The organism is Variovorax sp. dw_954, assembly GCF_018449755.1.
Taxonomy (GTDB): domain Bacteria; phylum Pseudomonadota; class Gammaproteobacteria; order Burkholderiales; family Burkholderiaceae_C; genus Variovorax.
Map to the genome: position 1 here is coordinate 443920 of NZ_JAAVVD010000002.1, position 22278 is coordinate 466197.

The following is a 22278-nucleotide window of genomic DNA, read 5'->3' on the forward strand; positions in this document are numbered from 1 at the left end:
CGGCACGGGTGACGCCGTGCTGTGCCAGCCGATCAAGCACTGCGCGTCTGGCTCGCGTCGATGGTGTGCTCTGCTCAGCGAAATAAAGGAGGAGGCCGCAGGCCGGGGGACATTCGCGGAGCAGAGCACACCGTCGGCGCGAGCCTGCCCCGGAGCAAAAGCGGCGCCCTGCAAAAGATCGAGCGCAGAGGCAGTTTCACTTCAATCTTCCTGCAGCGCTTCAAAGCGCTCGACAAGGTAGTCGATCAGCAGCCGCACTGCCGGTAACTGCCCGCGGCGCGACGCAAAGACCGCGTGGATGATCTCGCGCCGCGGTTCCCAGCCGCTCAGCACTGGGACCAGTTGGCCCCCCTTGAACTCCTCGCTCACCATCATGCGCGGCAACTGCACGATGCCCACTCCCTCGACGGCTGCCGCCTTCAAGGCCAGCATGGCCCGCGTGATGTAGCGAGGCTGGTGCCGTATCTCGGCCATGGCGCCGTCCGGTCCTTCGAGTTGCCATTGGTGCTCGTCCTGCGGCTGGCCCAGATGCATGCTCGGGAAGCGTGGCAGGTCCGCCGGGACCGCCACCGCTCCGAACCGCTTCAGAAGACCGGGACTGGCGACCAGGCATTGCCCACGATCTGACAGCACCCGCATCACGAGATCGCTGTCTTCCAGCGGTGGCGGCCGCACCCGAATCGCGAGGTCGATGCCCTCGGCCACGACGTCCACCTTGCGGTTGGTCTCTTCCAGGTGCAGCTCCACCCGCGGGTATTGCGCCAGGAAGCCAGCGAGCATCTCGCCGATACGCGAGGCCAGCAGGGCAACCGGGCAGCTCATCCGGATCACGCCGCGCGGTTCTGCATGCGTGATGGCGACCGACTCCTCGGCGGCCTCGGCCTCGGTCAGCATGGCGCGGCAGTGCGCGTAGTAGCCGCGACCCACTTCGGTCACCGCGAAGCTGCGGGTGGAACGCAGGATCAGCCTGGCGCCGAGCCGCTCTTCCAGCAGTGCGATGCGCCGGCTCAACTTCGACTTCGGGATGCCCAGCGCGCGGCCCGCCGGGGCAAAGCCGCCGTGGTCGACCACCTGGGCGAAATAGAAGAGGTCGTTCAGGTCCAGCATGCTTCATCGTTCTATCAGTGGAACTATGAAGACGATTATTGCGGACTACCGCTGGCGGCGTTCTGTTTTTATGCTTATCCCATCCCGATTCCATCGGATTCGCAAGAAAGGTGAAGCAAATGCTCAAGAAGATTGTTGGTGTGTACGACGCCCCGCGCGGGCACTGGGTGGGCGACGGATTCCCGGTGCGCTCCCTCTTCAGCTACGGGAGCCACGGCGCGGAACTGAGTCCCTTCCTGCTGCTGGACCACGCCGGTCCGGCGAACTTCGAGCCGAGCGAGCGGCCCAGGGGCGTGGGCGTGCATCCGCATCGCGGCTTCGAGACCGTGACCATCGTCTACGAAGGCGAGGTGGCGCACCGCGACTCGACCGGCGCGGGCGGCCTCATCGGGCCGGGCGACGTGCAATGGATGACGGCCGCCTCCGGCATCCTGCACGAGGAGTTCCACTCGCCGGCGTTCGCGCAGCGCGGCGGGCGGCTCGAGATGGTGCAGCTCTGGGTCAACCTGCCGGCGCGCGACAAGATGGGCGCGCCCGGCTATCAGACCCTGCTGGACGCGCAGATCCCCGCCGTCGAGCTGCCGCAGGGCGCAGGGCGGGTGCGCGTCATCGCCGGCGAATTCGACGGGCGGCAGGGGTCGGCCCGCACACACACGCCGATCAACGTCTGGGACTTGCGCCTGGCCCAGGGCGGAAAGGCGCGCCTGGCGCTTCCCGTGGGCCACACCGCGGCGCTGGTGGCGTTGCGCGGAAACGTGACGGTCAACGGCCAGCAGAGCCTGCGCGAGGCGCAGATGCTGCGCCTCGATCGGGAGGGCGACGCGCTGGAGATCGAGGCCGGCAGTGATGCGGTGCTGCTGTTCCTGGGCGGCGAGCCGATCGATGAGCCGATCGTCGGCAGCGGCCCCTTCGTGATGAACAGCCAGACCGAGATCGTCCAGGCCTTCGACGACTTCAGCAGCGGCCGCTTCGGGCGCATCGCGGCCTAGGTTTCAGTTTCCCATCCGGTCCGCCGCCTGTCGGCGGACCATTTTTGCCGCCTCGCACCCAAGGTGCTCTGCCCGACGCGCTGCAGTGGGCCAGGGGCTACACGCGCATCTTTCCCGAGTACCAACTGCTGATCGAGAGCTACGGCAAGGCGCAGGCCGTGGAGCGATTCCGCGGCTTGCCAAGGCTCACGCCATGTTCGCGCCCGGAGGTTGCACCCCGTCGGCCAGTCGCTTGCCAATTTCGTCGCTGGCGCGCGCGAGCATCGCCCTCATTCGTGCCTCGCCCATGGCCAGGAGCACCTCGTGGGTTCCCACCAGCGCCAGGGCGGCCAAGGCTTCCCCGTCTTCGTTGAGCAGCGGCACGGCCATGCCACCCACCGCCTCTTCGAGCTCCCCCATCGACCAGTAGAAGCCTTGCTTGCGGACGTTGGACAGGTAAGCCCTGAAATCGGTCCAGCTCGACCCGAGCCCATGCTTGCGCGCCTCGGCGGCGTTCGCTTCGTAGATCTTCACCAACTGCGGCCGCGGCGTACAACTCAGGATGACCTTGGGCGACGCGCCCGCGAACAGCGGCCGCGGCCTCCCGCGCCCATACCCGAGTTGCAGCGACGAGTCTGCACTCGCCCTGTAGATGTCGATGATCTTCATGCCGAACATGGTGGTGAGTACGGCGTCCATGCGTGCCTTCCTCGCCATCTCGTCCATGACGGGCACGGCCGCCAGCAGGACCGGGTCGCTGCGCCGCAGCCGGTAGTCCAGCTCGATGATGCGAGCGCCCAGCGAATACCGGCCGCCCGACACCTTTTGCAGAAAGCCGGCCTCGACCAGGTCCTTGACGTACCGATACCCCGTGGCCCGCGTGTATCCCATCGCCTCGTTGATGTCGTCCGTGTGCCAGACAGCGCGTTCCTCGGTGAAGAGATTCAGGATCGCGAGCACGCGGGCAGGACTGGTCATGGCGGACTGGGTTCGTTCAATCGAGGCCCATGCGGCGGGCCATCTCGGCACGCCATTCTGACCTCGGTTTGAAGCCTGGCAGCGCCCGGGCGTGGGCTTCGGCGTTCGCCATGACGTCCGCATCGTCGAGGTCCAGGTCGACCGGCAGGCGCAGCGGCTGCGAGACGTACCACGGCAACTCCATGTAGAGCTCGAGGCGATTGCCCTCGGGATCGCGCACGTACACCGACAGCGAATTGCCGTGCGTCACCGGCGTGATCTCACCGGTGTTCTCGCGCTGCACGCGCCGGTGCATCTCCTTGAGCGTCGCGAGGCTGTCGGCCTTGAGCGAGATCTGGTTGATCACGTTGAAGCTCACGTCCGCCGGGCGGCCCGAGATCAGGACGATCTGGTGGTGCTCGTCCGGATCGCGGCTCAGGAAGACGAGGCCCACCGGTCCGTGCGGCCCGGGAAGCTGCCCGCGATCGGTGACGGTGAACTCCAGCACGCGCACGTAGAAGTCCTCCATCGCGGAGAGGTCGTTCACATAGAAGCCCACATGGCTGAAGGCAAGTCCGGGTCTTGTCATGGCAATTCCTTGCTCGGTTCCGAGCGCTTTTATGAAGTTTGAATATCGCAAATAGTAGGATAAACACCTAGTCGATCTGCTTGACGCCCGCAGATCGTGAAAACAATAATATCGCACCAAATGAGATTTTTCAACAATCAAAACCAAGGAAGAGCAAATGAAACTCGTGAGCTTTGAACGGTACGGAAAGACGGGCTTCGGTGTGGTGGTGGACGATGGCGTGGTGGATCTCGGCCTGGCGCTCGAAGGCCGCTTCGCCGACCTCAAGGGCCTGCTGCAAGGAGATGGAATGGCGGCAGCGAGCGCGGCAGTGCAAGGGCGAACACCCGACTACAAGCTGTCCGGGCTGACCCTTCTGCCGGTCATCCCCAACCCCGGGAAGATCTGGTGCGCAGGCCTGAATTACGGCGAGCACGTGCGCGAAACAGGCCGCGAAGTCAGCGAGCAGCCGGTGTTCTTCCTGCGCGTGCCCGACTCGCAGGTCGGCCATGGCCAGGCCATCCCGCGGCCGCCGGAATCGATCAAGCTCGACTACGAAGGCGAGATCGCCATCATCATCGGCAAGGGCGGACGACGCATCGCGGAAGCCGACGCCTGGGACCATATCGCCGGATACGCCTGCTACAACGACGCCTCGGTGCGCGACTGGCAGATGCACAGCCAGCAGTGGTGCCCAGGCAAGAACTTCTGGCGCACGGGCGGCTTCGGCCCCTGGATGGTGACCGCCGACGAGATCTCCGCGGGCGCCGTGCTCTCGCTGGTGACGCGCCTCAATGGCGTCGAGGTTCAGCGCGCGACGACCGAGATGATGCTGCACAGCATCCCGCGCCAGATCGCCTACGCATCGACCGTCGCGCCGTTGCAGGCCGGCGACGTGATCGTCACCGGGACCCCGGGCGGCATCGGCGCCAAGCGCACGCCGCCGCTGTGGATGAAGGCCGGCGATGTGGTCGAGGTCGAGGTCGAACGCGTTGGCGTGCTGCGCAACACCGTCGTCGACGAACTGGCCGGGTGAACTTCAATGACCGCACCCGCTGCAACTCCCTTGCGCGAGAGCTATGACGTGGCCATCGTCGGACTCGGCCCGGCTGGCGCCACGCTCGCCAACCTGCTGGCGCTGCGCGGCCTGTCCGTGCTCGCGCTGGACCGCGAGGCCGACATCTACCGGCTGCCGCGGGCCATCCACTTCGATGGCGAATGCATGCGCGTCTTCCAGACGGTCGGCATCGCCGACGAGATGGCGCCCCACTTGGTGGTGGCGCCGGGCATGAGGTTCCTCGACGGGTGCGGCCGGCTGCTCATCGACTGGCAACGGCCTACCGAGATCGGTCCGCAAGGCTGGCACGCCAGCTATCGCTTCCATCAGCCATTCCTCGAGGAAACGTTGCGAAGCAAACTCGCGGCGCAAGCCTGCGTCGACATCCGCTTGCGCCACGAAGTGTTCGCTGTCGAGCCGGCCGAGGACCATGTCGACCTGCGACTGGAAGACACCTCGTCCGGCAAGCTCCTGCGCACCAGGGCACGCTACGTCGTGGGCTGTGACGGCGCGCGCTCGACGGTCAGGCGGTTCATGGGAACCGAGCTTCAAGACCTGAAATCGCACGAACGCTGGCTGGTGGTGGACCTGCTGCTCCACCAGGACAAGCCGGAACTGGGCGAGCACAGCATCCAATACTGCGACCCCACGCGCCCCGCCACCTATGTTCGCGGCGTGGGAAACCGGCGCCGATGGGAACTGATGCTCCTGCCCGGCGAGGATGCAGCGGCCATGTGCCGCCCTGAGGTCGTCTGGCAACTGTTGCAGCGCTGGATCACGCCCGCGGAAGCCACACTCGAACGACCCGCGGCCTACACCTTCCACTCGGTGGTTGCGCAGGGGTGGCGCAAGGGCCGCCTGTTGATCGCCGGCGACGCTGCCCACCAGACGCCGCCGTTCATGGGACAGGGCATGTGCGCCGGTATCCGCGATGCGTCGAACCTTGCCTGGAAACTGGCCGACGTGATCTCCGGGGCCGCCCCCGACGAACTGCTGGACACCTACGAGTCCGAACGATCGCCGCACGTGCGCGAGTTCATCGAGACGGCGGTTCGCCTGGGCCGCGTCATCCAGACGACCGACGTCCAAGCAGCGAAGCAGCGGGACGCCGACATGCTCGCGCGGCCACAGAACTTCGCCACGCCGCAGCCGCGGCTGGGTCCGGGCGCCCACGACGGAACGCCCGAAGCGGGCCGCATCGGCGAGCAGCCGGCGATGGCCGACGGCACGCGACTCGACGATCGTGTCGGCTACGGCCATGCGCTGATCGTCGACCCGGCGTGGGTGTCGGATGCACAGCGGATCGCCGGAGCGATCCCGGTGCTGCCAGCGGATTCGCTTTCGATGCGCCTGTGGCTCGAGCGCCTCGGCGCCCGTGCCGTGCTGCTGCGGCCGGACCGCTACGTGGCATCGACCGCTGTCGATCGGGCCGATCTTCCGAGGATGGTGCTCGGCGTCTCGGGGACTCTTCGGAAAGCGGTGCAGGCATGACGACCGTTGCAGAGGCCGCGACCCAGCAGGCGATGCTCATCACGGCGCCGGGCGGCCCGGACGTACTCCAGGGCAGGCGCGTCCCCATACCGATGCCAGCGGATGATGAACTGCAGATCCGCGTTCATGCGGCCGGCATCAACCGACACGACTGCAATCAGCGACAACGCGGACCGACACCGGCCCACAGCGATATCCCGGGGCTCGAAGTCGCGGGCGTGGTGATGGCCGTTGGATCGAGGGTGACGGGATGGGCCATGGGCGACAAGGTGTGCGCCCTGACCGATGGTGGCGGCTATGCGCAATACGCCGTGGCACCGGCAACCCATGCGTTCCATGTCCCGACAGGATTGGATCTCGTCGCCGCCGCAGCCTTGCCGGAAGCGCTGTTCACGGTATGGCACAACTTCTTCAACGTGGCCGCGCTCGGACCCGGCGAATCGGTGCTGATCCACGGGGGCACCAGCGGGGTGGGCGCGATCGCCATCCAGTTGCTGAAGGCGCTCGGCCACCGCGTCTTTGCGACGTGCGGCTCGGAGCGCAAGGTCGCGACGGCCGAGCAGCTTGGGGCGACGCGAGCGTTCAACTATCACGAGGATGATTTCGCTGAAGGCGTGCTCGCCGCCACTGCGCGGCGCGGTGTGGACGTGATCCTGGACATGTCCGGCGGACGCTACAGCGTGCCGAACGTTCGCGCCCTGGCGAGACGAGGGCGCCTGGTGCATCTGTCGCCAGGAAAGGGCGCAGATTTTCAGGTGCCGCTGCGTGACCTCATGGCGAAGGAGGCCAAGGTCACCGGTTCGCTGCTGCGCGGACTGCCGAACGAAGAGAAGACCCTGATCGCACACCGGCTGCGCGACGTTGCATGGCCACTGGTCGCATCCGGCGTGGTCCGGCCATTGATCCATGGCACGTGGCCCCTTGGCGATGCAGCACGCGCGCACGCCACGATGGAACGCGGCGACCACGTCGGAAAGCTCGTCCTCGACTGCCAATCCACGGATGCGTTGGCGACGGCGCAGCGGGCACGCTGATTTCCCTGCAACGCGCCTTCGGGAGCGCGACCTGCGCGTCCGGAAGGGCTCGCGGCGCACACCCACCAGACAGTTCACTTCACACGCCAACTACAACGGAGCAATCAATGGACATTCGAGAAGCAATACGCACGCAGCCCATGCGCGCACCTCAGATCGCGATCATCATCATCTGCGTCCTTCTGACGATGATCGATGGCTACGAGATCATCGTCATGCCGTTCGTCATGCCGCACCTGGCCAAGTCATGGGCGCTCGGGCCCGTCGAGGTGGGCTACCTGTTGAGCGCCAGCGTCTTCGGAATGGCGCTGGGCGCGATCTTCATCTCGCCGCTGTCCGACAGGTTCGGCCGTCGCCGGCATATCGGCGCATGCCTGGCGCTGATCACGTTGGGCATGTTCCTGTCGGCCTCTGCCAGGAGCCTGCTCGAACTGGTGGCATACCGCGCGTTTGCCGGACTGTTCATCGGCGGCATCGTGGCGAGCATCAATGTGCTGGCCTCCGAATACAGTTCGGACCGGCGGCGCGGAACGGTCATGGGCATCTATGGCATCGGGTTTCCGCTCGGCTCCGCATTGGCCGGCGCGGTAATCGGCCCGTTGACCATGGCCTATGACTGGCGCGCTCCCTTTGTCTTCGGCGCTGCGTTGACGCTCGTCATGCTGGCCGTCGTCCTCGCGGTACTGCCGGAGTCCATCGACTACCTCGTCGAGAAGCGACCGAAAAACGCCCTCGCCCACTACAACAGGATTGCGGCGCGGCTGGGATACACGCGAGCGACGATCCTTCCGGCGCCCGCCGTGAGACCGCAGCAGCAGCTTGCCCTGAAGGCCATCTTCGGCGGGATGATGCTCGGTCGCACCCTGTGCCTGTGGATCGGATACGCCGGACTGGTGGCGGCCTTCTATTTTGCGAACACCTGGACGGCAAAAATGATTGCCGACGCCAGCGGCGACCCCAGCCTTGGTGTGCGGACCGGTGTGCTGATCATGGTGGGCGGTGTCGTCGGTGCGCTCCTGTTCGCCGCGCTGTCGCTGAAGATTCGTCCCCGGTTGGTCACCGCGCTGATCCTGTTCGGCGGCGCAGTCGCCTTCGTGCTCTATGCCGGGCAGATCCAGCACAGCGCCATGGCGTTGACCTTGGCGGTTTTCGTCGGAATGTTCGCGAACGGTGGCATTGCCGCGTTCTATGCCATCAGCCCGTTTGTCTATCCCGCGTTTGCCAGGGGCACAGGGGTGGGATTGATGATCGGCTTCGGTCGCGCAGTCGCCATCGTGGCGCCCGTCTTCACGGGCTACATGCTGAAGGCCGGCTGGACACCGCAGATCGCCTATCAATTCTTCGGCGGTGTCCTGGTCGTCGCAGCGATCGCCACCCTGATGCTCGACCGCACCTATCGCAATCGCAGCGAGAACCCCGAGACGCCCGATGCAGCCTTGGCCGGGGCGCATCTCGGTTGACGGAACCGCACGTGGGGCCCCGGGCGCGATCTCGCGACTTTGGAAGCGGCCATTCGCACGCGGTGGTGTCCTGGTTGTCGTCCCTTGCAGTCGGCGATCCGATCACTGTCTCGGACTCGGACTCGGACTCGGACTTTTCAATGAGGTCGGCGAAGGTCAAGTTCCAGGCAGACCGGTCGATCGCGAAAAAGCCGCTGAATGCCAGCTTGCTGCGAGCCTTGGGGTTAGGTTGGGGAGGAGCCGATCGGTCGCAGCGGCGTGAGAGCCGCAACAAATGAAACACGCCGGACCCGGCCGCTGAAACGCGGCGGATACCCGGGTTGCAGACCATTGGCAGCAGCAGCCACCCCTGCCCCTGCCGATGTCGTTTCCAACCTTGAGGAATCCAGATGCAAGCCCATCAAGTCCAACTCGTCCGCGACAGCTTCGCGCTCGTGCGACCCATCGCCCCGCAAGCCGCTGCGCTTTTCTACGGCCACCTGTTCGACGCGGACCCGTCGCTGCGCGCGTTGTTTCGCGGTGACATGGTGCATCAGGGAGAGCGCCTGATGACGATGATCGGCAGCGCGGTCGGGTTGCTCGGGAAGCCCGACGTGCTCATGCCGGTGCTGCGCAACCTCGGTGCGCGCCACGTCGGCTATGGCGTGGTCGACGCCCACTACGCAACCGTCGGCGGCGCGCTGCTGCTGACGCTGGAACAGGGCCTGGGGGACGCCTTCACGCCCGAGGTTCGCGAAGCCTGGACCGCGATGTACGGCATCGTGAGCCGCACCATGATCGAGGCCTCGCGCGAGCCGGCCCTGGCATCCTGAGCGAGACCGATCAGCGCAACAGGTCGGCGACCCGCGCCAGCAGGTCGGCCTTGGAGAACGGCTTGTCCAGCGAGTCGCAGCGCGCGCCGCGCAGGAATTCGCGTGCATCGGGGGAGAGCGTGTCGCCGGTGACGAACAGCATGCTGCGCGCCAGCAGCGGATGCCGCGCCGACACCTCGCGCCACAGGCCGGCGCCGTCCATGTCGGGCATGCGCAGGTCGGAGATGACCGCGTCGAAGCGCGCGGTCGCCAGCAGTTCCAGCGCGACGGCACCCGACTCCGCCGTCGCCACCTCGTAGCCTGCGTTCTCCAGCATCTGGCGCATGACGTCGGCCAGCTCGGCCTCGTCGTCGACCACGAGGATGCGGGCCTGCAGCGATGCACCGGAGGCCGCCGTTTCGGCCGGCGCCGTGTCGGCGACCGCGACGCCGTCGATCGGCAGGCTGAGCCTGAAGCTCGCGCCTTGCGGCGATTCGGGCTCGAGCGCCAGTTCCCCGCCGTGGTCACGCGCGACCGTGCGCGAGACCGCCAGGCCCAGCCCGGTGCCGACACCATCCGGCTTGGTGGTGAAGAAGGGCTCGAACACGCGTTCCCGGGCATCGCTCGAGACGCCCGGCCCGTTGTCGGAAACGCGCAGCCACACGCGCGCTTCGCAGCCAGCGCGTGCGGGTTCGAGTCCTGTCTCGACATGCACACGGCGCGCACCCTGCGCGCCGGCGAGCGCCTGCTGTGCATTGACGAGCAGGTTCATGACGACCTGGCCGATCTGGTCGCCGTCCACGTTGACATCGGGGAGCGCATCGGCGAGCGTGAGCTCCAGGTCGATGCCGTGCGTGCGGTAGCCGTACTGCAGCATCTCCACCGCGGCGCGCACCATCCCGTTCAGGGCGACCAGGCCGCGTGTCGTGGGCCGGCTGCGCGCCATGTTCAGGAAGGTGCGCACGATGCGCCCGCAACGCTCGGCCGCCTCGCGCACGCGTTGCGCATCGGCACGCAATTCGGGCTGCGATTCGCACTTCTCCTCGAGCAGGCTGGCACGCCCCATCACGATCGCCAGCGGGTTGTTCAGCTCGTGCGCCACGCCGGCGAGCAGGCTGCCCATGGCGGTCAGCTTTTCGCTCTGTCGCAAGGCCTCGCGCTGGCGGGCGATCTGCGTGGCGGCGGCGTGTCGCTCCGACAGGTCGGCGATCGACGCCGTGTAGAACACATGGCCGTGCGCATCGGTGCGCCACAGCACCATCTCCATCGGAAATTCGGTCCCGTCGGCGCGCAGCGCGTACATCTCGAGGCGCTTGCCCATGAAGCGCGGTGCGCCGCCGGCCTGGAGGCGACGCATGCCCGCCTCGTGCGGACCGCGATAGCGCTCCGGCATGATCACCAAGCTGACGGGGCGCCCCATGACGGCAGCGCGCGTGCGGCCGAACATCGCCTCGGCCGCCGGGTTGAATTCGACGATCTGCCCCACCTCGTCGGTCGTCACCAAAGCCGCCAGCGCGTGGTCGACGATGGCCGTCTTCAGCGCCTCGCTCGTGTTCAGGTCGTCCAGGCGCGAGGCCAATTCCTGCTCGCGCAACTTGAGCTCCGTGTGGTCGCGGCCGAACACGGCCACCACCTCGACCTCGCCATCGACCGGGCCATACGGGATGAAGGTCTCGCGCAGATAACGCAGCCCGTGGCCCGGATACTCGACCCAGCCTTCGAGCCGCAGCGCCTCTCCTGAAAACACCCGCGTCGCAAGCGGTTGATAGCCGGCGTAGGCTGCCGCACCGACCACCTGCGACAGGTGGTGCCCGATCACGTCGCTGGCCGGTCGGCCAAGGAACTCGAGCACCTCGCGGTTCGCGTAGACGTAGCGGTGGCCGCGGTCGATGACCGAGAGCCGCGCCGTGATGTGCTCGAGGAGCACGCTGGAGAGGCGTTGGTCGAGCACCGCGGCGGGCATCTCGGCCCATCGCATCATGCCGAGCGAGCTGAGTTCACGCGATGGAATCATCCGGCTGGCCCTTCTTGTCATTCTTGCGCGGTGGCAGGCACGAAGACGTAGCCGACATTGCGAACCGTCTTGATCAGTTCCGGCCGGTCGGGGTTGCGCTCGATCTTGCGGCGCAGGCGCATCACGCGCAGGTCGATGGACCGGTCGAACACGTCCCAGCCGCGGTTGTGTGCCTGTTCCATGATCTGGTTGCGGTTCAGAGGCCGGTTCGGATGGCGGGCGAAGAGGGCGAGCAGGTCGAACTCCGCGGCGCTGATCTCGATGTCTCTTCCGTCGGCATCGCGCAAGCGCCTCTCGTCGAGGTCCAGCCGGTAGGCGCCGAAGGCGATGCGCCGCGATTCGCCGGCTGGCGCGATGGCCGGGGACGTCGGCGTGGCGGCAGCCAGCACCACGGCGCGGCGCAGCACGGCGCGCACACGGGCCAGCAACTCGCGCATCTCGAAGGGCTTGGGCAGGTAGTCGTCGGCGCCGAGTTCCAGCCCGATGATGCGGTCGATCGACTCGCCGGCGGTGGTCAGCATCACCAGGCCGATGCCCGGCTGCGTTTCGCGCATCCAGCGTGCCAGTGACAAGCCGTTCTCGCCGGGCATGTTGATGTCGAGGATGGCCAGCGCCGGTGCCCTGGACGCCACCGCCAGCCGCGCTTCGGCGGCATCGGCGGCGGTGTACACCGTGAAGCCGTGGCGTCCGAAGTACTCGTCCAGCAGCGAACGCAATTCGGGCTCGTCGTCGACGACCAGCACGACAGGGCTGGAATTCTCGGCTGCCTGACTCATCGTGGGGGTCCCCTCAACGCGGTGAGGGCAGAGTCTATCGGCACCAGCCGAATTTCACTTGGCAATCGAGATGCGGTGCCGGTCGCGGCGGCCAGGGCGGCCGCGCCAGGCCCCTCAGTGCTCGCTCGCGCTCACTGCCACGGCGGCCGACAGGTCGGGGCGCCGAAGGGCTGTCCCCGCCATCGCTTCTTCGTTCGCGACCTGCGATGGCGCGCGCGCCGCGATGACTGCGGGCTGGTCTTCGGTCAGTGTCGGCCCCGCGACGATGAACAGGCCGGCCGGGTGCATGAGGATGAAGGTGTTAGGGTCGATGTGCGGCACCTGGCGCTTGACCAGGATGGCCGGATGTTCGCCCATCGTGTGCACAGCCGGCTGCGCGCTGCTGTCTTGCGCGGAGGCGATGGTGGCGGTTGCGAGAAGTGCAGCGGCGATCGCTGCGGCAAGTTGAATGCGACGGGGGGTCATTTGAAGGTTCTCCGTATCGGGCGGCGGGGGTGTATCGAACAGGGCGCTGTTGAAGCAGGCGCACCGCAATGATCGGAGGGGGCGGTTTCAAGCGCGTTGCGCGGAGCCGGGCGTCGTGTTTCGTTTGTTGCCCGATTTTTTCAGCGCGGGACGGGCCTGCAGTCGACGCCCGTCTCCGCGCACCCGTGTGCGATCGATATCTCCCTTGGCGGCCAAGCCGCCGCCCGGCGAGGCGTCGAACAGGTGAAGCAGGCGCTGGCAGGGATGGATCTCTCGACATTTGGTGCGGCCGTGCCGGACTGGCGACGGCCGCACGCGGGACTGCAGGATGACCCCAGGCTCAAACGGTAGCAGTCGCAACGACTTGCCGAACCCCCATCGCCTCGAGCGTCTCGGCCACCGCCGCGACCGCTCCAGGTATCCCCGCGTCCCCAAAGTGCCCCATGCATCCCACGCGGAAGGTTTCGACCTGCGTGAGCTTGCCGGGGTAAAGGATGTAGCCGCGCTTCTTGACCTCCTGGTAGAAGGTCTTGAAGTCGTATTTCGGATCGTCGGGCGCGTGGAAGGTGACGATGATCGGCGCCTGGATGGCAGGGTCGAGGTAGCTGCGGAATCCCAGCGCGGCCATGCCGTCGACCAAGGCCTTGCAATTGCGCGCGTAGCGCCCGCCGCGCGCTTCGAGTCCGCCTTCCTCGACGTATTGCGTGATCGCTTCGTCCAATGCAGCGACGACGTGGGTGGGCGGCGTGAACCGCCATTGCGTCGTCTTGCCCATGTACACCCACTGGTCGTAGAGATCCATGGCGAGCGAATGGCTGTTGCCCTCGCACTTTTCCAGGGTGCTGCGCCTGACGATGACGAAGCCCATGCCGGGCACGCCTTCGAGGCACTTGCCCGAGGCGGCGACGACCGCATCGAACGGCGTCTTGCGGGCGTCGATGTCGATGGCGCCAAAGGAACTCATCGCATCGACGATCAAGCCGCAGCCATGCTTCTCCACGACCAGTGCGACGTCGTGAAGGGGATTGAGCACGCCGGTGCCGGTCTCGCAATGGACCAGCGCCACATGCGTGATCGAAGGGTCTGCCGCCAGGGCGCGGTCGACGTCGGCGGCCTGGATCTGCTGGTCTTCCCTGTAGTCGATGGTGGTCACGCGGCGGCCGAGCACCTTGCAGATCTTCGCGATGCGCTGGCAGTAGGCGCCGTTGTTCGGCACCAGCACGTGGCCGTCGCGCGGGACGATCGTCCCGATGGCGGCCTCCACCGAGAAGGTGCCGCTGCCCTGGAGCGGCACGCATTCATGCGAGGCCTCGCCGTGAACGATGCGCAGCACCTGCTGGCGGATCCTTGCGGTGATCTGGTTGAAGTCGGAATCCCACGAGCCCCAGTCACGCAGCATGGCCGTGCGGGTCTTGTCGGATGTGGTCAGCGGACCGGGCGTGAGAAGGATCGGTGAACGCGCTTGGCTCATGGTGTCTCCTGTGGGAAGAGCGATGGAATGAAAGAATCAGCTGCGGCGCAGGTTGCGCCAGGCCTGCGTGCGCGCGAGCAGCACGCGCGTCAACAGCGAATAGGTGATGCACACGAGGATCGACGTCACGACGATCAGGCTGGCGAGTGCAGCCGCTGGCCCGATGTCGCCGGCGTCGTCGAGGTGCATGATGGCGACCGACGCCAGGATGGTGTCGGGCGAGTACAGGAAGATCGCGGCCGACAGGCTGGCCATCGAGACGACGAAGAAGTAGCGCCCGATGTCGAGGATCGCCGGCAGGCACACCGGCACGGTGACGCGCAGGAAGGTCTTGAAGGCCGGCACCTTCAGCGAGGCGGAGACGGCTTCGAACTCGTTGTCGATCTGCTTGAGCGCGGTCACGGCGGTGAGATGGCTCGACGTGTAGTAGTGGATGATCATCGACAGGACCAGGATCGTCATCGTCTGGTAGAGCCCGTTGAGCGGATTGGCCGGGTGATTGAAGAACATCACGTAGCCCAGGCCCAGCACCAGGCCCGGCACCGCCATCGACAGCACGGCCATGAGGTGCATGGCGCGTTTCATCATGACAAGGTTGCGCGTCTTCTCGATCAGGTAGGCGCCGACGAACACGATCAGCGATCCGCCGACGGCCGTCGAGATCGCAACGATCAGGCTGTTGGTGTAGGCCGCGGCCATGTCGCTTTCGATCAGCGCGAAGTGATAGTGCTTGAGCGTCGGCGACAGGTCGTAGGGCCACAGCGTGATGAATGAGGTGTAGACGGCCATGCCGATGGTGGCGAGCAGCAGCGTGCACACCACGATGCAGGCCCCGGCCAGCAGCGAATCGGCCAGCGGACGCGGCTTCGGCACATGCGGGACCGAGCGCGCGGTCAGTTGCGCCTTCAGCTTGCGGCGCACCGTGTAGTCGATGGCGAACGACAGGATGGAGGGAATGAGCAGCAGCATGCCGACGACCGCACCCATCGAGAAGTTGTGCTGCCCCACCACCTGCTTGAACACGTCGACCGACAGCACGTTGAAGTTGCCACCGATGACCTTGGGGGCGCCGAAGTCGCTGACCACGTAGGTGAAAACGACCGTCGCGGCGCTGATCAGGCCGTACTTGCAGGAGGGCAGGGTGATCGTCATGAACTGGCGCCATGGAGGCGCGCGCAAGGCCGTGGCGGCTTCATAGAGCCTGCCATCTGCGAGCGACAACGCGGTGACCAAAATCATCAGCGCGTGCGGGAAGGTGTTGTAGACCTCGGCCAGGATGATGCCGGGTGCGCCATAGATCGAAGCGCCCATCAGCAATGACTTGAGCGCACCCTGGTTGCCGAACCACTGCACGAACGAGATGGCCGCCAGCAACGAAGGCGCCAGCAGCGGGATCAGCGCGACCAGCTTGAACGTGCCCTTGAACCAGATCGGCAGGCAGGTGCGTGTCAGCGCATAGGCGCAGACGAAGGCCATGGGCACCGAGATCATCACGACGACAGCGGCCACCCAGATCGAGTTCCAGGCGGCACGCAACAGGCTGGGGGTCTGGAAGTAGGTGATGAAGTGCGCCAATCCGACGAAGCTGCCGTTCTTGTCCTGCACCGCGTTCACGAGAATCGTGAAGAGCGGCGCGATCAGGAAGGTGAACAGCATGGCCATGATGGCGAACAGCACCGCTCGCGCGATCAGGTCGTCGCGGCTCCAGCGCATTCCCGGGCGAGCCGCGGCCATGGCGGCCGACGGGTAAGGGCGTGCAAGCGCATTCATGACTTGGCCGTCCTGCTGCAAAAGGCGCGGATGCGGTTGGCCCGCAGGGCGATCTCGATGCGATTGCCTTCGCGGATGTCGAGGTCATGCAACTGGTTGAGCGAGAAGTGCAGTCCCAGGCTCTGGCCATGGAGCGCATCGGCCGTGACTTCGGCGATGCACAGGCCGCCGAGGAACTCGACCTTGCTGACGAGCGCGCTCATCCGGTTCGGGGTGTCGTGCGCGAGGTTCTCCACCAGGCGGTCTTCCGGCCGCAGGTAGAGGTTGACCTCATCGCCCGGCTCGAAGCCGCTGTCGCAGGCATCGCATTGCAGTTCCATGTCGCCGACGCGAAAGAGGTTGCCGCCCAGCGCGTAACCGTGCAGGACGTTGACCTTGCCCACGAAGTCGGCCACGAAGGGCGTAGCCGGCCTTTCGTAGATGTCCATCGGCGTCCCCACCTGCTCGATCACGCCGTGGTTCATGACCACGATGCGATCGGCCATCGACAGGGCCTCTTCCTGGTCGTGCGTCACCATGATGGTGGTGATGCCCACCTGGCGCTGCAAGCGGCGGATCTCGCCGCGCAGGCGGATGCGTTCCAGCGCATCGAGCGCCGACAGCGGCTCGTCCAGCAACAGGAGGCCGGGGCGCGTCGCCAGCGCGCGCGCCAATGCCACCCGCTGCTGTTGCCCGCCGGAGAGCTGGCTCGGATACTTGCGTCCCGAGGTTGGCAGGCCGACCAGCTTCAGCAGTTCCTCGACGCGCGCCTTGACCTCGGCCTTCTTCACCTTGCCGTTGACCAGCCCGTAGGCGATGTTGTCCGCGATCGTGAGGTTCGGAAACAGCGCGTACGACTGGAACACGATGCCGTAGTCGCGCTGGTCGGGCGGCAGCCAGGACACGTCCTTGCCGTTCTGCAGAATCTGTCCGGCGCTTTGCGTCTCCAGCCCGGCGATGATCCGCAGCAGCGTGGTCTTGCCGCACCCCGAGGGGCCCAGGAAGCAGAGCATCTCGCCCGGATTGACGCGCAGGTGCACGTCGCGCAGGGCACTGAAGGATTCGAAATCCTTGCGGATGCCGATCACCTCGAGTGCGCCGGCGGTGGTCGGCTCGCTGCCGAGGAACCTGGTGTCGGTCATGTCCATCTTGTTGCTCTCGTTGCGGATCAGTTGGGCTTGGCTTCCGACTTGCCGTCGTAGCGCTTGCTCCACTCGGTCAGGATGCGGTCGCGGTTCTTGGCCGACCAGTTCAGGTCGTTCTTCGAGAGCAGCTTCTCGTAGTTCTCGGGGATGCCTTCGAGCTTCTTCGCGACGCCGGGATAGGCCACCACGGCCCACCAGTTGGCGGTGACCTGGTTGGCTTCCTTGCTGGCCATCCAGTCGGCCAGGCGCTTGGCCTGCTCCATCTTTTTGGTGCCCTTCATGATGCTCGTGGCCTCGATGTCCCAGCCCAGCCCTTCCTTCGGAAAGACCAGTTCGACCGGGGCGCCGGACTTCTTGACCTGGTGCGCGCGGAACTCGAAGGAGATGCCGATCGGGAACTCGCCGGCACCGGCCTGCTTGCAGGGCTTGGAGCCGGAGTGCACGTACTGCGCGATGTTCTCGTGCAGCGCGTCCATGTACTTCCAGCCATCGTTCTCGCCCCACATCTGGAGCCATGCGGCCACGTCGAGGTAGCCGGTGCCGCTGGAGGCCGGGTGCGGCATCACGATCGCGCCCTTGTAGATCGGCTTGGCCAGGTCCTTCCAGGTCTCCGGCTTCGGCAGTCCGCGCTTTTGCGCTTCGACGGTGTTGAAGCAGATCGTCGCCGCCCACACGTCCATGCCCACCCAGGCCGGCGGCCGGGCGGTGTCGGAGTACGCGGGCGTCAGTTCCTTGAAGCCCTTGGGCTCATAGGGCGCGAGCATGCCTTCCTGTTCGAGCAGGGCAAGGCTGCTGGCCGCAAGCCCCGCCACCACGTCCGCCTGCGGGTTGGCCTTCTCTGCCAGCAGCTTGGCCGTGACGATGCCGGTCGAGTCGCGCACCCATCGGATGTCGATGTCCGGGTTGGCCTTCTCGAAGCCGTCCTTGTAGAGCTTCATCGCGTCGGTTTCGAGCGCGGTGTAGACGAGCAGGGTGGTCTTTTGTTGTGCCGAAGCGCTGGTGAGGGCGAAGGCCAGGGCCGTCGCGCAGAGTGCCGTGGAGAGTTGGCGAATGCCGTTGCTTGAGTTCATCGTTTCGTCCTGAGGGGGTAGGAATTGGGTTGCTGACTCGGGCCCAAGCGCGTCGTGACGGCCGCTTTGGTGCATTCAATGTAGAACGTCAACTGATGACTGTCAATATTAAATTGTTGACAGTTTGCAGTTTGGCGCCGAGAATCAGTCTCATGAACTCAAGCAAACCCGCCGCCGCCCTGGCCTTCTTCCAGTCCAGTTCGTTGCCCATGCTGGTGCAGGAAGAGATCGAACGACTCATCATGACCGGCGAGCTGGCCGTGGGCAGTCGCGTCAACGAGAGCGAACTCGCAACGCGTTTCAGCACCAGCCGCGGCCCGATCCGCGAGGCGCTGCGGGCGCTCGAGGAAGCGGGGCTGGTGCGCAATGAAAAGAACCGAGGCGTGTTCGTGCGGGAGATTGCCTTCGAGGAAGCCGACGAGATCTACGAGCTGCGCGAAGCGCTCGAGGAAATCATCGGACGCCGTGTGACCAGGGCCATCACGCCGGATGGCATCGAACGCCTCAAGGGCATGCTCAAGGCCATGGGGTCCGCGGCCAAGGCCAAGGATGTCGAGCAATACGCCCAGTTGAACCTGCAATTCCACGAGGTGCTGCTGGAAACCGCCGGCAGCCAGAAGCTCATCGAGACCTACAAGCGCCTGATCAAGGAACTGCTCCTGTTCCGCATGCGCGCACTCGACGACGGTGGCGGCCTGCGCGTCTCCGTCGACGAGCACCGGGACATCGTCGACGCCATTGCATCGGGCGACGCCGAGCGCGCAGGGCGCGTCATGCGGCAACACGTCGCCGACAGCCGCAGTCGCATGCACACGGCCATGGGACGGCCCGACGCCGGCTCGCCCAAATCCAACTCTTCCAATCAACAAGGAGCATGAAGTGAATCCCCAGTCGATCGAAGTCAACGCGAGAAGTTACCGCTGGATGCAGCGGCCCGTGGTCGTGGTGTGCGTGGACGGCTGCGAGCCGGCCTACCTCGATGCCGCGGTGGAGGCGGGCGTTGCGCCGTACCTGGAAAAGATGATGCGCACCGGTGCCAACCTGCTGGCCGACTGCGTGGTGCCGTCGTTCACCAATCCCAACAACCTGTCGATCGTCACCGGCGCGCCGCCCAACGTGCACGGCATCTGCGGCAACTACTTCTTCGACCGTGAACTCGGCAAGGAAGTGATGATGAACGACCCCAAGTACCTGCGCGCCGGCACCGTGCTGGCGGCCTTCGCCGATGGTGGCGCCAAGGTCGCGGTGGTCACCGCCAAGGACAAGCTGCGCAAGCTCCTGGGCAACCACATGAAGGGCATCTGCTTCTCCTCGGAGAAGGCCGACGAGGCGACCCAGCAAGAGAACGGCATCGACAACGTGCTGGATCTCGTGCAACTGCCAGTGCCCTCGGTCTACAGCGCGGAGCTTTCCGAGTTCGTGTTCGCTGCCGGCGTCAAGCTGATGGAGACGCGCCGCCCCGACTTGATGTACCTCTCGACGACGGACTACGTGCAGCACAAGGCCGCACCGGGCAGTCCGGCCGCGAATGCGTTCTACGCAATGATGGACCGCTACCTGGCCGAACTCGACGCGCTAGGCGCCACCATCGTGCTGACCGCCGACCACGGCATGAACGACAAGCACGACACCGACGGCAAGCCCAACGTCATCTACCTCCAGGATGTGCTGGATGGCTGGTACGGCGCAGAGGCTGCGCGCGTCATTCTCCCGATCACCGACCCGTACGTGGTCCACCACGGTGCGCTGGGCTCCTTCGCCACCGTCTACGCACCGGACGAGGCGACGGCCGCCCGGTGGATCGAACGCATCGAGGAATTGCCCGGCATGGAGTCCGTGCTGTCGCGCGCCGAGGCCGCGAAGCGCTTCGAGTTGCCACCGGACCGCATTGGTGACATCGTCGTCGTCAGCGAGCGCAACACCGTCATCGGCACCTCGGCCAGCCGCCACGACCTCTCTGCGCTCGAAGTGCCGCTGCGCTCGCACGGCGGGGTGTCGGAGCAGCGTGTGCCCTTGATCTGCAACCGTCGTGTCGACGGCGTCGAAAGCAGCCGTCGCCTGCGCAACTTCGACGCGCTCGACCTTGCCCTGAACCACGCCCAATAAAGCCGCGAGGAGACAACACCCATGAGCCAGCCCATGCCGAAGCCAGCCGACATCCACTGCGAAGCACTGCGCATCGCCGGCGAGCGCGTCTATCGCGACGAGGTGATCGAGGTCGCCTACCCGTACACCGGCGAGGTAGTCGCCACCGTGCCCAAGGCCACGCTCGAAGACGTGCGCCGCGCCTATCGCATCGCACGCGACTACAAGCCGACGCTCACACGCTACGAACGCTACAAGATCCTGATGCGCGCCGGCGAGATCATCGCCTCGCGCCTGGACGAGATCTCCCGCACCATCACGCTGGAGTCGGGCCTGTGCCGCAAGGATTCGCTCTACGAGGTGGGACGCGCTTCCGACGTGCTCCTGTTCGCCGCCAACCAGGCGCTGGTGGACGACGGCCAGGTGTTCTCCTGCGACCTGACGCACCACGGCAAGAGCCGCAAGGTCTACACGATGCGCGAGCCGCTGCTGGGCGTCATCACCGCCATCACGCCGTTCAACCATCCGCTGAACCAGGTGATCCACAAGGTGGCGCCTTCGATCGCGACCAACAACCGGATGGTGCTCAAGCCCAGCGAGAAGACACCGCTGACCGCATTCGTCCTGGCGGACATCCTCTACGAGGCAGGACTGCCGCCACAGATGCTGTCGGTCATCACCGGCGACCCGCGCGAGATTGCCGACGAGATGCTGACCCATCCCGACGTGGACCTCGTCACCTTCACGGGTGGCGTGGCCATCGGCAAGTACATCGCGGGCAAGGCCACCTACAAGCGCCAGATCCTCGAACTCGGCGGCAACGATCCCATCATCGTGATGGAAGACGCCGACGTGGAAGAAGCGGCAACACTCGCGGCCAGCGGCTCTTACAAGAACTCCGGCCAGCGCTGCACCGCTATCAAGCGCATGCTGGTGCACGAGGCCGTGGCCGACCAGTTCGTCGAGTTGCTGGTGCGGAAGACTCGTGCCCTGAAGTACGGCGACCCGATGGACAAGAGCGTGGACATGGGCACGGTGATCGACGAAGCCGCGGCGATCCAGTTCGAGAAGGTGGTCAACGAAGCCATCGCCGGCGGCGCGAGGCTGATGTGCGGCAACGTTCGCCGCGGCGCACTGTATTCGCCGACCGTGCTGGACGGGGTCGATCCGGAGATGACCGTCGCGAAGCAGGAGACCTTCGGGCCCGTGTCACCGGTCATCCGCTTCAAGGACATCGACGATGCCATCCGCATCTCCAACGGCACGGCCTACGGCTTGTCGTCGGCGGTGTGCACCAACCGACTCGACTACATCACGAAATTCATCCGCGAGCTCAACGTCGGCAGCGTGAACGTCCGCGAGGTGCCGGGCTACCGGCTGGAACTCACGCCGTTCGGCGGCATCAAGGACTCGGGACTCGGCTACAAGGAAGGCGTGCTGGAAGCGATGAAGAGCTTCACCAACAGCAAGACCTACTCGCTGCCCTGGTAAGCCATGAGCCTCACGATCGAAGACATCGTTCGCGTGTTCGAGGCCAAAGGGCATGAGCAGTACGACGGCGAGCCCGTGACCCAGTTGGGCCACGCATTGCAATCCGCACACCTGGCCGAGGAGGCCGGTGCGGGCAGCGCGCTCATCACGGCCGCCTTGCTGCATGACCTTGGCCATCTGCTGCACGACTTCGGCAAGACGCCGACACAGCACGGCCTCGACGACCTGCACCAGTACCGCTGCCTGCCGTTCCTGCGTCCGCTCTTCGGGCCGGAGACGCTGGAGCCGATACGCCTGCACGTCGATGCCAAGCGCTACCTCTGCGCGCGGGAGCCCGGCTATCTCGAGACCTTGTCGCCCGACTCGCGGCGCAGCCTCGTGTTGCAAGGCGGCGTGTTCGACGAGGCACAGGGGATGGCGTTCGGTGCCTTGCCGTTTGCGGAAGATGCCGTGCGCGTGCGGCGCTGGGACGATGCCGCCAAGTCTGCGGACGCCGTCGTTCCGGGGCTTTCGCATTTCGTGCGGCACATGAAGATCAGCGCCGCCGTTCGTTCCGCTCAGCCAGCGGTGTAGGAGCGA

20 protein-coding genes and 1 pseudogene are annotated in these 22278 nt (G+C 65.9%); 11 read left to right on the plus strand and 10 right to left on the minus strand.

The window, feature by feature from the left end:
- Nucleotides 1-201 precede the first annotated feature (201 nt).
- Entirely contained in the window at nucleotides 202-1107 is a 906-nt protein-coding gene (locus tag HB681_RS05180; RefSeq protein WP_213953696.1) for a LysR family transcriptional regulator, read from the minus strand.
- A gap of 119 nt (nucleotides 1108-1226) precedes the next feature.
- Between HB681_RS05180 and HB681_RS05185 the strand changes: the two genes are divergently transcribed.
- Complete coding sequence (locus tag HB681_RS05185) at nucleotides 1227-2096, plus strand: pirin family protein (protein ID WP_213953697.1); 870 nt, start codon at nucleotides 1227-1229, stop codon at nucleotides 2094-2096.
- 74 nt (nucleotides 2097-2170) lie between these two features.
- Nucleotides 2171-2257 (plus strand): annotated as a pseudogene (locus tag HB681_RS37925) (hydrolase); the annotation flags it as partial.
- A gap of 25 nt (nucleotides 2258-2282) precedes the next feature.
- Here HB681_RS37925 and HB681_RS05190 read toward each other — a convergent pair.
- Both HB681_RS05190 and HB681_RS05195 read right to left on the minus strand, forming a co-directional pair.
- Complete coding sequence (locus tag HB681_RS05190) at nucleotides 2283-3053, minus strand: IclR family transcriptional regulator (RefSeq protein WP_213953698.1); 771 nt, start codon at nucleotides 3051-3053, stop codon at nucleotides 2283-2285.
- 16 nt (nucleotides 3054-3069) lie between these two features.
- Nucleotides 3070-3621, minus strand: a complete 552-nt coding sequence (locus HB681_RS05195) for a VOC family protein (RefSeq protein ID WP_213953699.1) — start codon at nucleotides 3619-3621, stop codon at nucleotides 3070-3072.
- A gap of 157 nt (nucleotides 3622-3778) precedes the next feature.
- Between HB681_RS05195 and HB681_RS05200 the strand changes: the two genes are divergently transcribed.
- The 5 genes from HB681_RS05200 (at nucleotide 3779) to HB681_RS05220 (ending at nucleotide 9454) form a co-directional block, all read left to right on the plus strand.
- Complete coding sequence (locus tag HB681_RS05200) at nucleotides 3779-4636, plus strand: fumarylacetoacetate hydrolase family protein (protein ID WP_213953700.1); 858 nt, start codon at nucleotides 3779-3781, stop codon at nucleotides 4634-4636.
- A 6-nt stretch (nucleotides 4637-4642) separates the two neighbouring features.
- Nucleotides 4643-6148 carry a bifunctional 3-(3-hydroxy-phenyl)propionate/3-hydroxycinnamic acid hydroxylase gene (locus tag HB681_RS05205; RefSeq protein ID WP_213953701.1) on the plus strand — a complete coding sequence of 502 codons (1506 nt, stop codon included), beginning with the start codon at nucleotides 4643-4645 and terminating at the stop codon, nucleotides 6146-6148.
- A gap of 32 nt (nucleotides 6149-6180) precedes the next feature.
- Nucleotides 6181-7182 carry an NAD(P)H-quinone oxidoreductase gene (locus tag HB681_RS05210; RefSeq protein WP_256734832.1) on the plus strand — a complete coding sequence of 334 codons (1002 nt, stop codon included), beginning with the start codon at nucleotides 6181-6183 and terminating at the stop codon, nucleotides 7180-7182.
- A 188-nt stretch (nucleotides 7183-7370) separates the two neighbouring features.
- Entirely contained in the window at nucleotides 7371-8642 is a 1272-nt protein-coding gene (locus HB681_RS05215; RefSeq protein ID WP_256734833.1) for an MFS transporter, read from the plus strand.
- Between the two features lie 389 nt (nucleotides 8643-9031).
- A complete protein-coding gene (locus HB681_RS05220; protein WP_213953704.1) occupies nucleotides 9032-9454 on the plus strand; it encodes a globin family protein in 423 nt (140 codons plus the stop codon).
- A 10-nt stretch (nucleotides 9455-9464) separates the two neighbouring features.
- Here the strand turns inward: HB681_RS05220 and HB681_RS05225 are convergent, their stop codons facing one another.
- From HB681_RS05225 to HB681_RS05255, 7 genes are all read right to left on the minus strand, one after another.
- On the minus strand, nucleotides 9465-11447 hold the full coding sequence (locus tag HB681_RS05225) for a PAS domain S-box protein (protein WP_213953705.1): 1983 nt from the start codon (nucleotides 11445-11447) through the stop codon (nucleotides 9465-9467).
- 17 nt (nucleotides 11448-11464) lie between these two features.
- Entirely contained in the window at nucleotides 11465-12223 is a 759-nt protein-coding gene (locus tag HB681_RS05230; RefSeq protein WP_213953706.1) for a response regulator, read from the minus strand.
- A 114-nt stretch (nucleotides 12224-12337) separates the two neighbouring features.
- Nucleotides 12338-12688 carry a hypothetical protein gene (locus tag HB681_RS05235; RefSeq protein ID WP_213953707.1) on the minus strand — a complete coding sequence of 117 codons (351 nt, stop codon included), beginning with the start codon at nucleotides 12686-12688 and terminating at the stop codon, nucleotides 12338-12340.
- 340 nt (nucleotides 12689-13028) lie between these two features.
- On the minus strand, nucleotides 13029-14159 hold the full coding sequence (locus tag HB681_RS05240) for a 2-aminoethylphosphonate--pyruvate transaminase (protein ID WP_213953708.1): 1131 nt from the start codon (nucleotides 14157-14159) through the stop codon (nucleotides 13029-13031).
- Between the two features lie 36 nt (nucleotides 14160-14195).
- Complete coding sequence (locus HB681_RS05245) at nucleotides 14196-15929, minus strand: putative 2-aminoethylphosphonate ABC transporter permease subunit (protein ID WP_213953709.1); 1734 nt, start codon at nucleotides 15927-15929, stop codon at nucleotides 14196-14198.
- Nucleotides 15926-17056 (minus strand): putative 2-aminoethylphosphonate ABC transporter ATP-binding protein, encoded by a 1131-nt coding sequence (locus HB681_RS05250; RefSeq protein WP_213953710.1) that lies wholly within the window; start codon nucleotides 17054-17056, stop codon nucleotides 15926-15928. Before HB681_RS05250 ends, HB681_RS05245 begins: the two co-directional genes overlap by 4 nt.
- Nucleotides 17057-17076: 20 nt before the next feature.
- On the minus strand, nucleotides 17077-18123 hold the full coding sequence (locus HB681_RS05255) for a putative 2-aminoethylphosphonate ABC transporter substrate-binding protein (protein WP_213953711.1): 1047 nt from the start codon (nucleotides 18121-18123) through the stop codon (nucleotides 17077-17079).
- A 152-nt stretch (nucleotides 18124-18275) separates the two neighbouring features.
- Here HB681_RS05255 and HB681_RS05260 point away from each other — a divergent pair, with 152 nt between their 5' ends.
- The 4 genes from HB681_RS05260 to HB681_RS05275 are packed head-to-tail and all read left to right on the plus strand — an operon-like array spanning nucleotide 18276 to nucleotide 22272.
- A complete protein-coding gene (locus HB681_RS05260) occupies nucleotides 18276-19001 on the plus strand; it encodes a phosphonate utilization associated transcriptional regulator (RefSeq protein WP_213953712.1) in 726 nt (241 codons plus the stop codon).
- 1 nt (nucleotide 19002) lies between these two features.
- Nucleotides 19003-20229 (plus strand): phosphonoacetate hydrolase, encoded by a 1227-nt coding sequence (gene phnA, locus HB681_RS05265; protein ID WP_213953713.1) that lies wholly within the window; start codon nucleotides 19003-19005, stop codon nucleotides 20227-20229.
- A gap of 21 nt (nucleotides 20230-20250) precedes the next feature.
- Nucleotides 20251-21699, plus strand: coding sequence for a phosphonoacetaldehyde dehydrogenase (gene phnY, locus HB681_RS05270; protein ID WP_213953714.1), 1449 nt, complete (start codon nucleotides 20251-20253; stop codon nucleotides 21697-21699).
- A gap of 3 nt (nucleotides 21700-21702) precedes the next feature.
- Nucleotides 21703-22272, plus strand: a complete 570-nt coding sequence (locus HB681_RS05275; protein ID WP_213953715.1) for a phosphonate degradation HD-domain oxygenase — start codon at nucleotides 21703-21705, stop codon at nucleotides 22270-22272.
- Nucleotides 22273-22278: the final 6 nt, after the last annotated feature.

What these genes read in the sequence shown, in the direction of transcription:
- HB681_RS05180 (WP_213953696.1), bottom strand. Translation starts at nt 1,107, where the DNA reads ATGCTGGACCTGAACGACCTCTTCTATTTCGCCCAGGTGGTCGACCAC.
- HB681_RS05185 (WP_213953697.1), top strand. Translation starts at nt 1,227, where the DNA reads ATGCTCAAGAAGATTGTTGGTGTGTACGACGCCCCGCGCGGGCACTGG.
- HB681_RS05190 (WP_213953698.1), bottom strand. Translation starts at nt 3,053, where the DNA reads ATGACCAGTCCTGCCCGCGTGCTCGCGATCCTGAATCTCTTCACCGAG.
- HB681_RS05195 (WP_213953699.1), bottom strand. Translation starts at nt 3,621, where the DNA reads ATGACAAGACCCGGACTTGCCTTCAGCCATGTGGGCTTCTATGTGAAC.
- HB681_RS05200 (WP_213953700.1), top strand. Translation starts at nt 3,779, where the DNA reads ATGAAACTCGTGAGCTTTGAACGGTACGGAAAGACGGGCTTCGGTGTG.
- HB681_RS05205 (WP_213953701.1), top strand. Translation starts at nt 4,643, where the DNA reads ATGACCGCACCCGCTGCAACTCCCTTGCGCGAGAGCTATGACGTGGCC.
- HB681_RS05210 (WP_256734832.1), top strand. Translation starts at nt 6,181, where the DNA reads ATGCTCATCACGGCGCCGGGCGGCCCGGACGTACTCCAGGGCAGGCGC.
- HB681_RS05215 (WP_256734833.1), top strand. Translation starts at nt 7,371, where the DNA reads ATGATCGATGGCTACGAGATCATCGTCATGCCGTTCGTCATGCCGCAC.
- HB681_RS05220 (WP_213953704.1), top strand. Translation starts at nt 9,032, where the DNA reads ATGCAAGCCCATCAAGTCCAACTCGTCCGCGACAGCTTCGCGCTCGTG.
- HB681_RS05225 (WP_213953705.1), bottom strand. Translation starts at nt 11,447, where the DNA reads ATGATTCCATCGCGTGAACTCAGCTCGCTCGGCATGATGCGATGGGCC.
- HB681_RS05230 (WP_213953706.1), bottom strand. Translation starts at nt 12,223, where the DNA reads ATGAGTCAGGCAGCCGAGAATTCCAGCCCTGTCGTGCTGGTCGTCGAC.
- HB681_RS05235 (WP_213953707.1), bottom strand. Translation starts at nt 12,688, where the DNA reads ATGACCCCCCGTCGCATTCAACTTGCCGCAGCGATCGCCGCTGCACTT.
- HB681_RS05240 (WP_213953708.1), bottom strand. Translation starts at nt 14,159, where the DNA reads ATGAGCCAAGCGCGTTCACCGATCCTTCTCACGCCCGGTCCGCTGACC.
- HB681_RS05245 (WP_213953709.1), bottom strand. Translation starts at nt 15,929, where the DNA reads ATGAATGCGCTTGCACGCCCTTACCCGTCGGCCGCCATGGCCGCGGCT.
- HB681_RS05250 (WP_213953710.1), bottom strand. Translation starts at nt 17,056, where the DNA reads ATGGACATGACCGACACCAGGTTCCTCGGCAGCGAGCCGACCACCGCC.
- HB681_RS05255 (WP_213953711.1), bottom strand. Translation starts at nt 18,123, where the DNA reads ATGAACTCAAGCAACGGCATTCGCCAACTCTCCACGGCACTCTGCGCG.
- HB681_RS05260 (WP_213953712.1), top strand. Translation starts at nt 18,276, where the DNA reads ATGAACTCAAGCAAACCCGCCGCCGCCCTGGCCTTCTTCCAGTCCAGT.
- phnY (WP_213953714.1), top strand. Translation starts at nt 20,251, where the DNA reads ATGAGCCAGCCCATGCCGAAGCCAGCCGACATCCACTGCGAAGCACTG.
- HB681_RS05275 (WP_213953715.1), top strand. Translation starts at nt 21,703, where the DNA reads ATGAGCCTCACGATCGAAGACATCGTTCGCGTGTTCGAGGCCAAAGGG.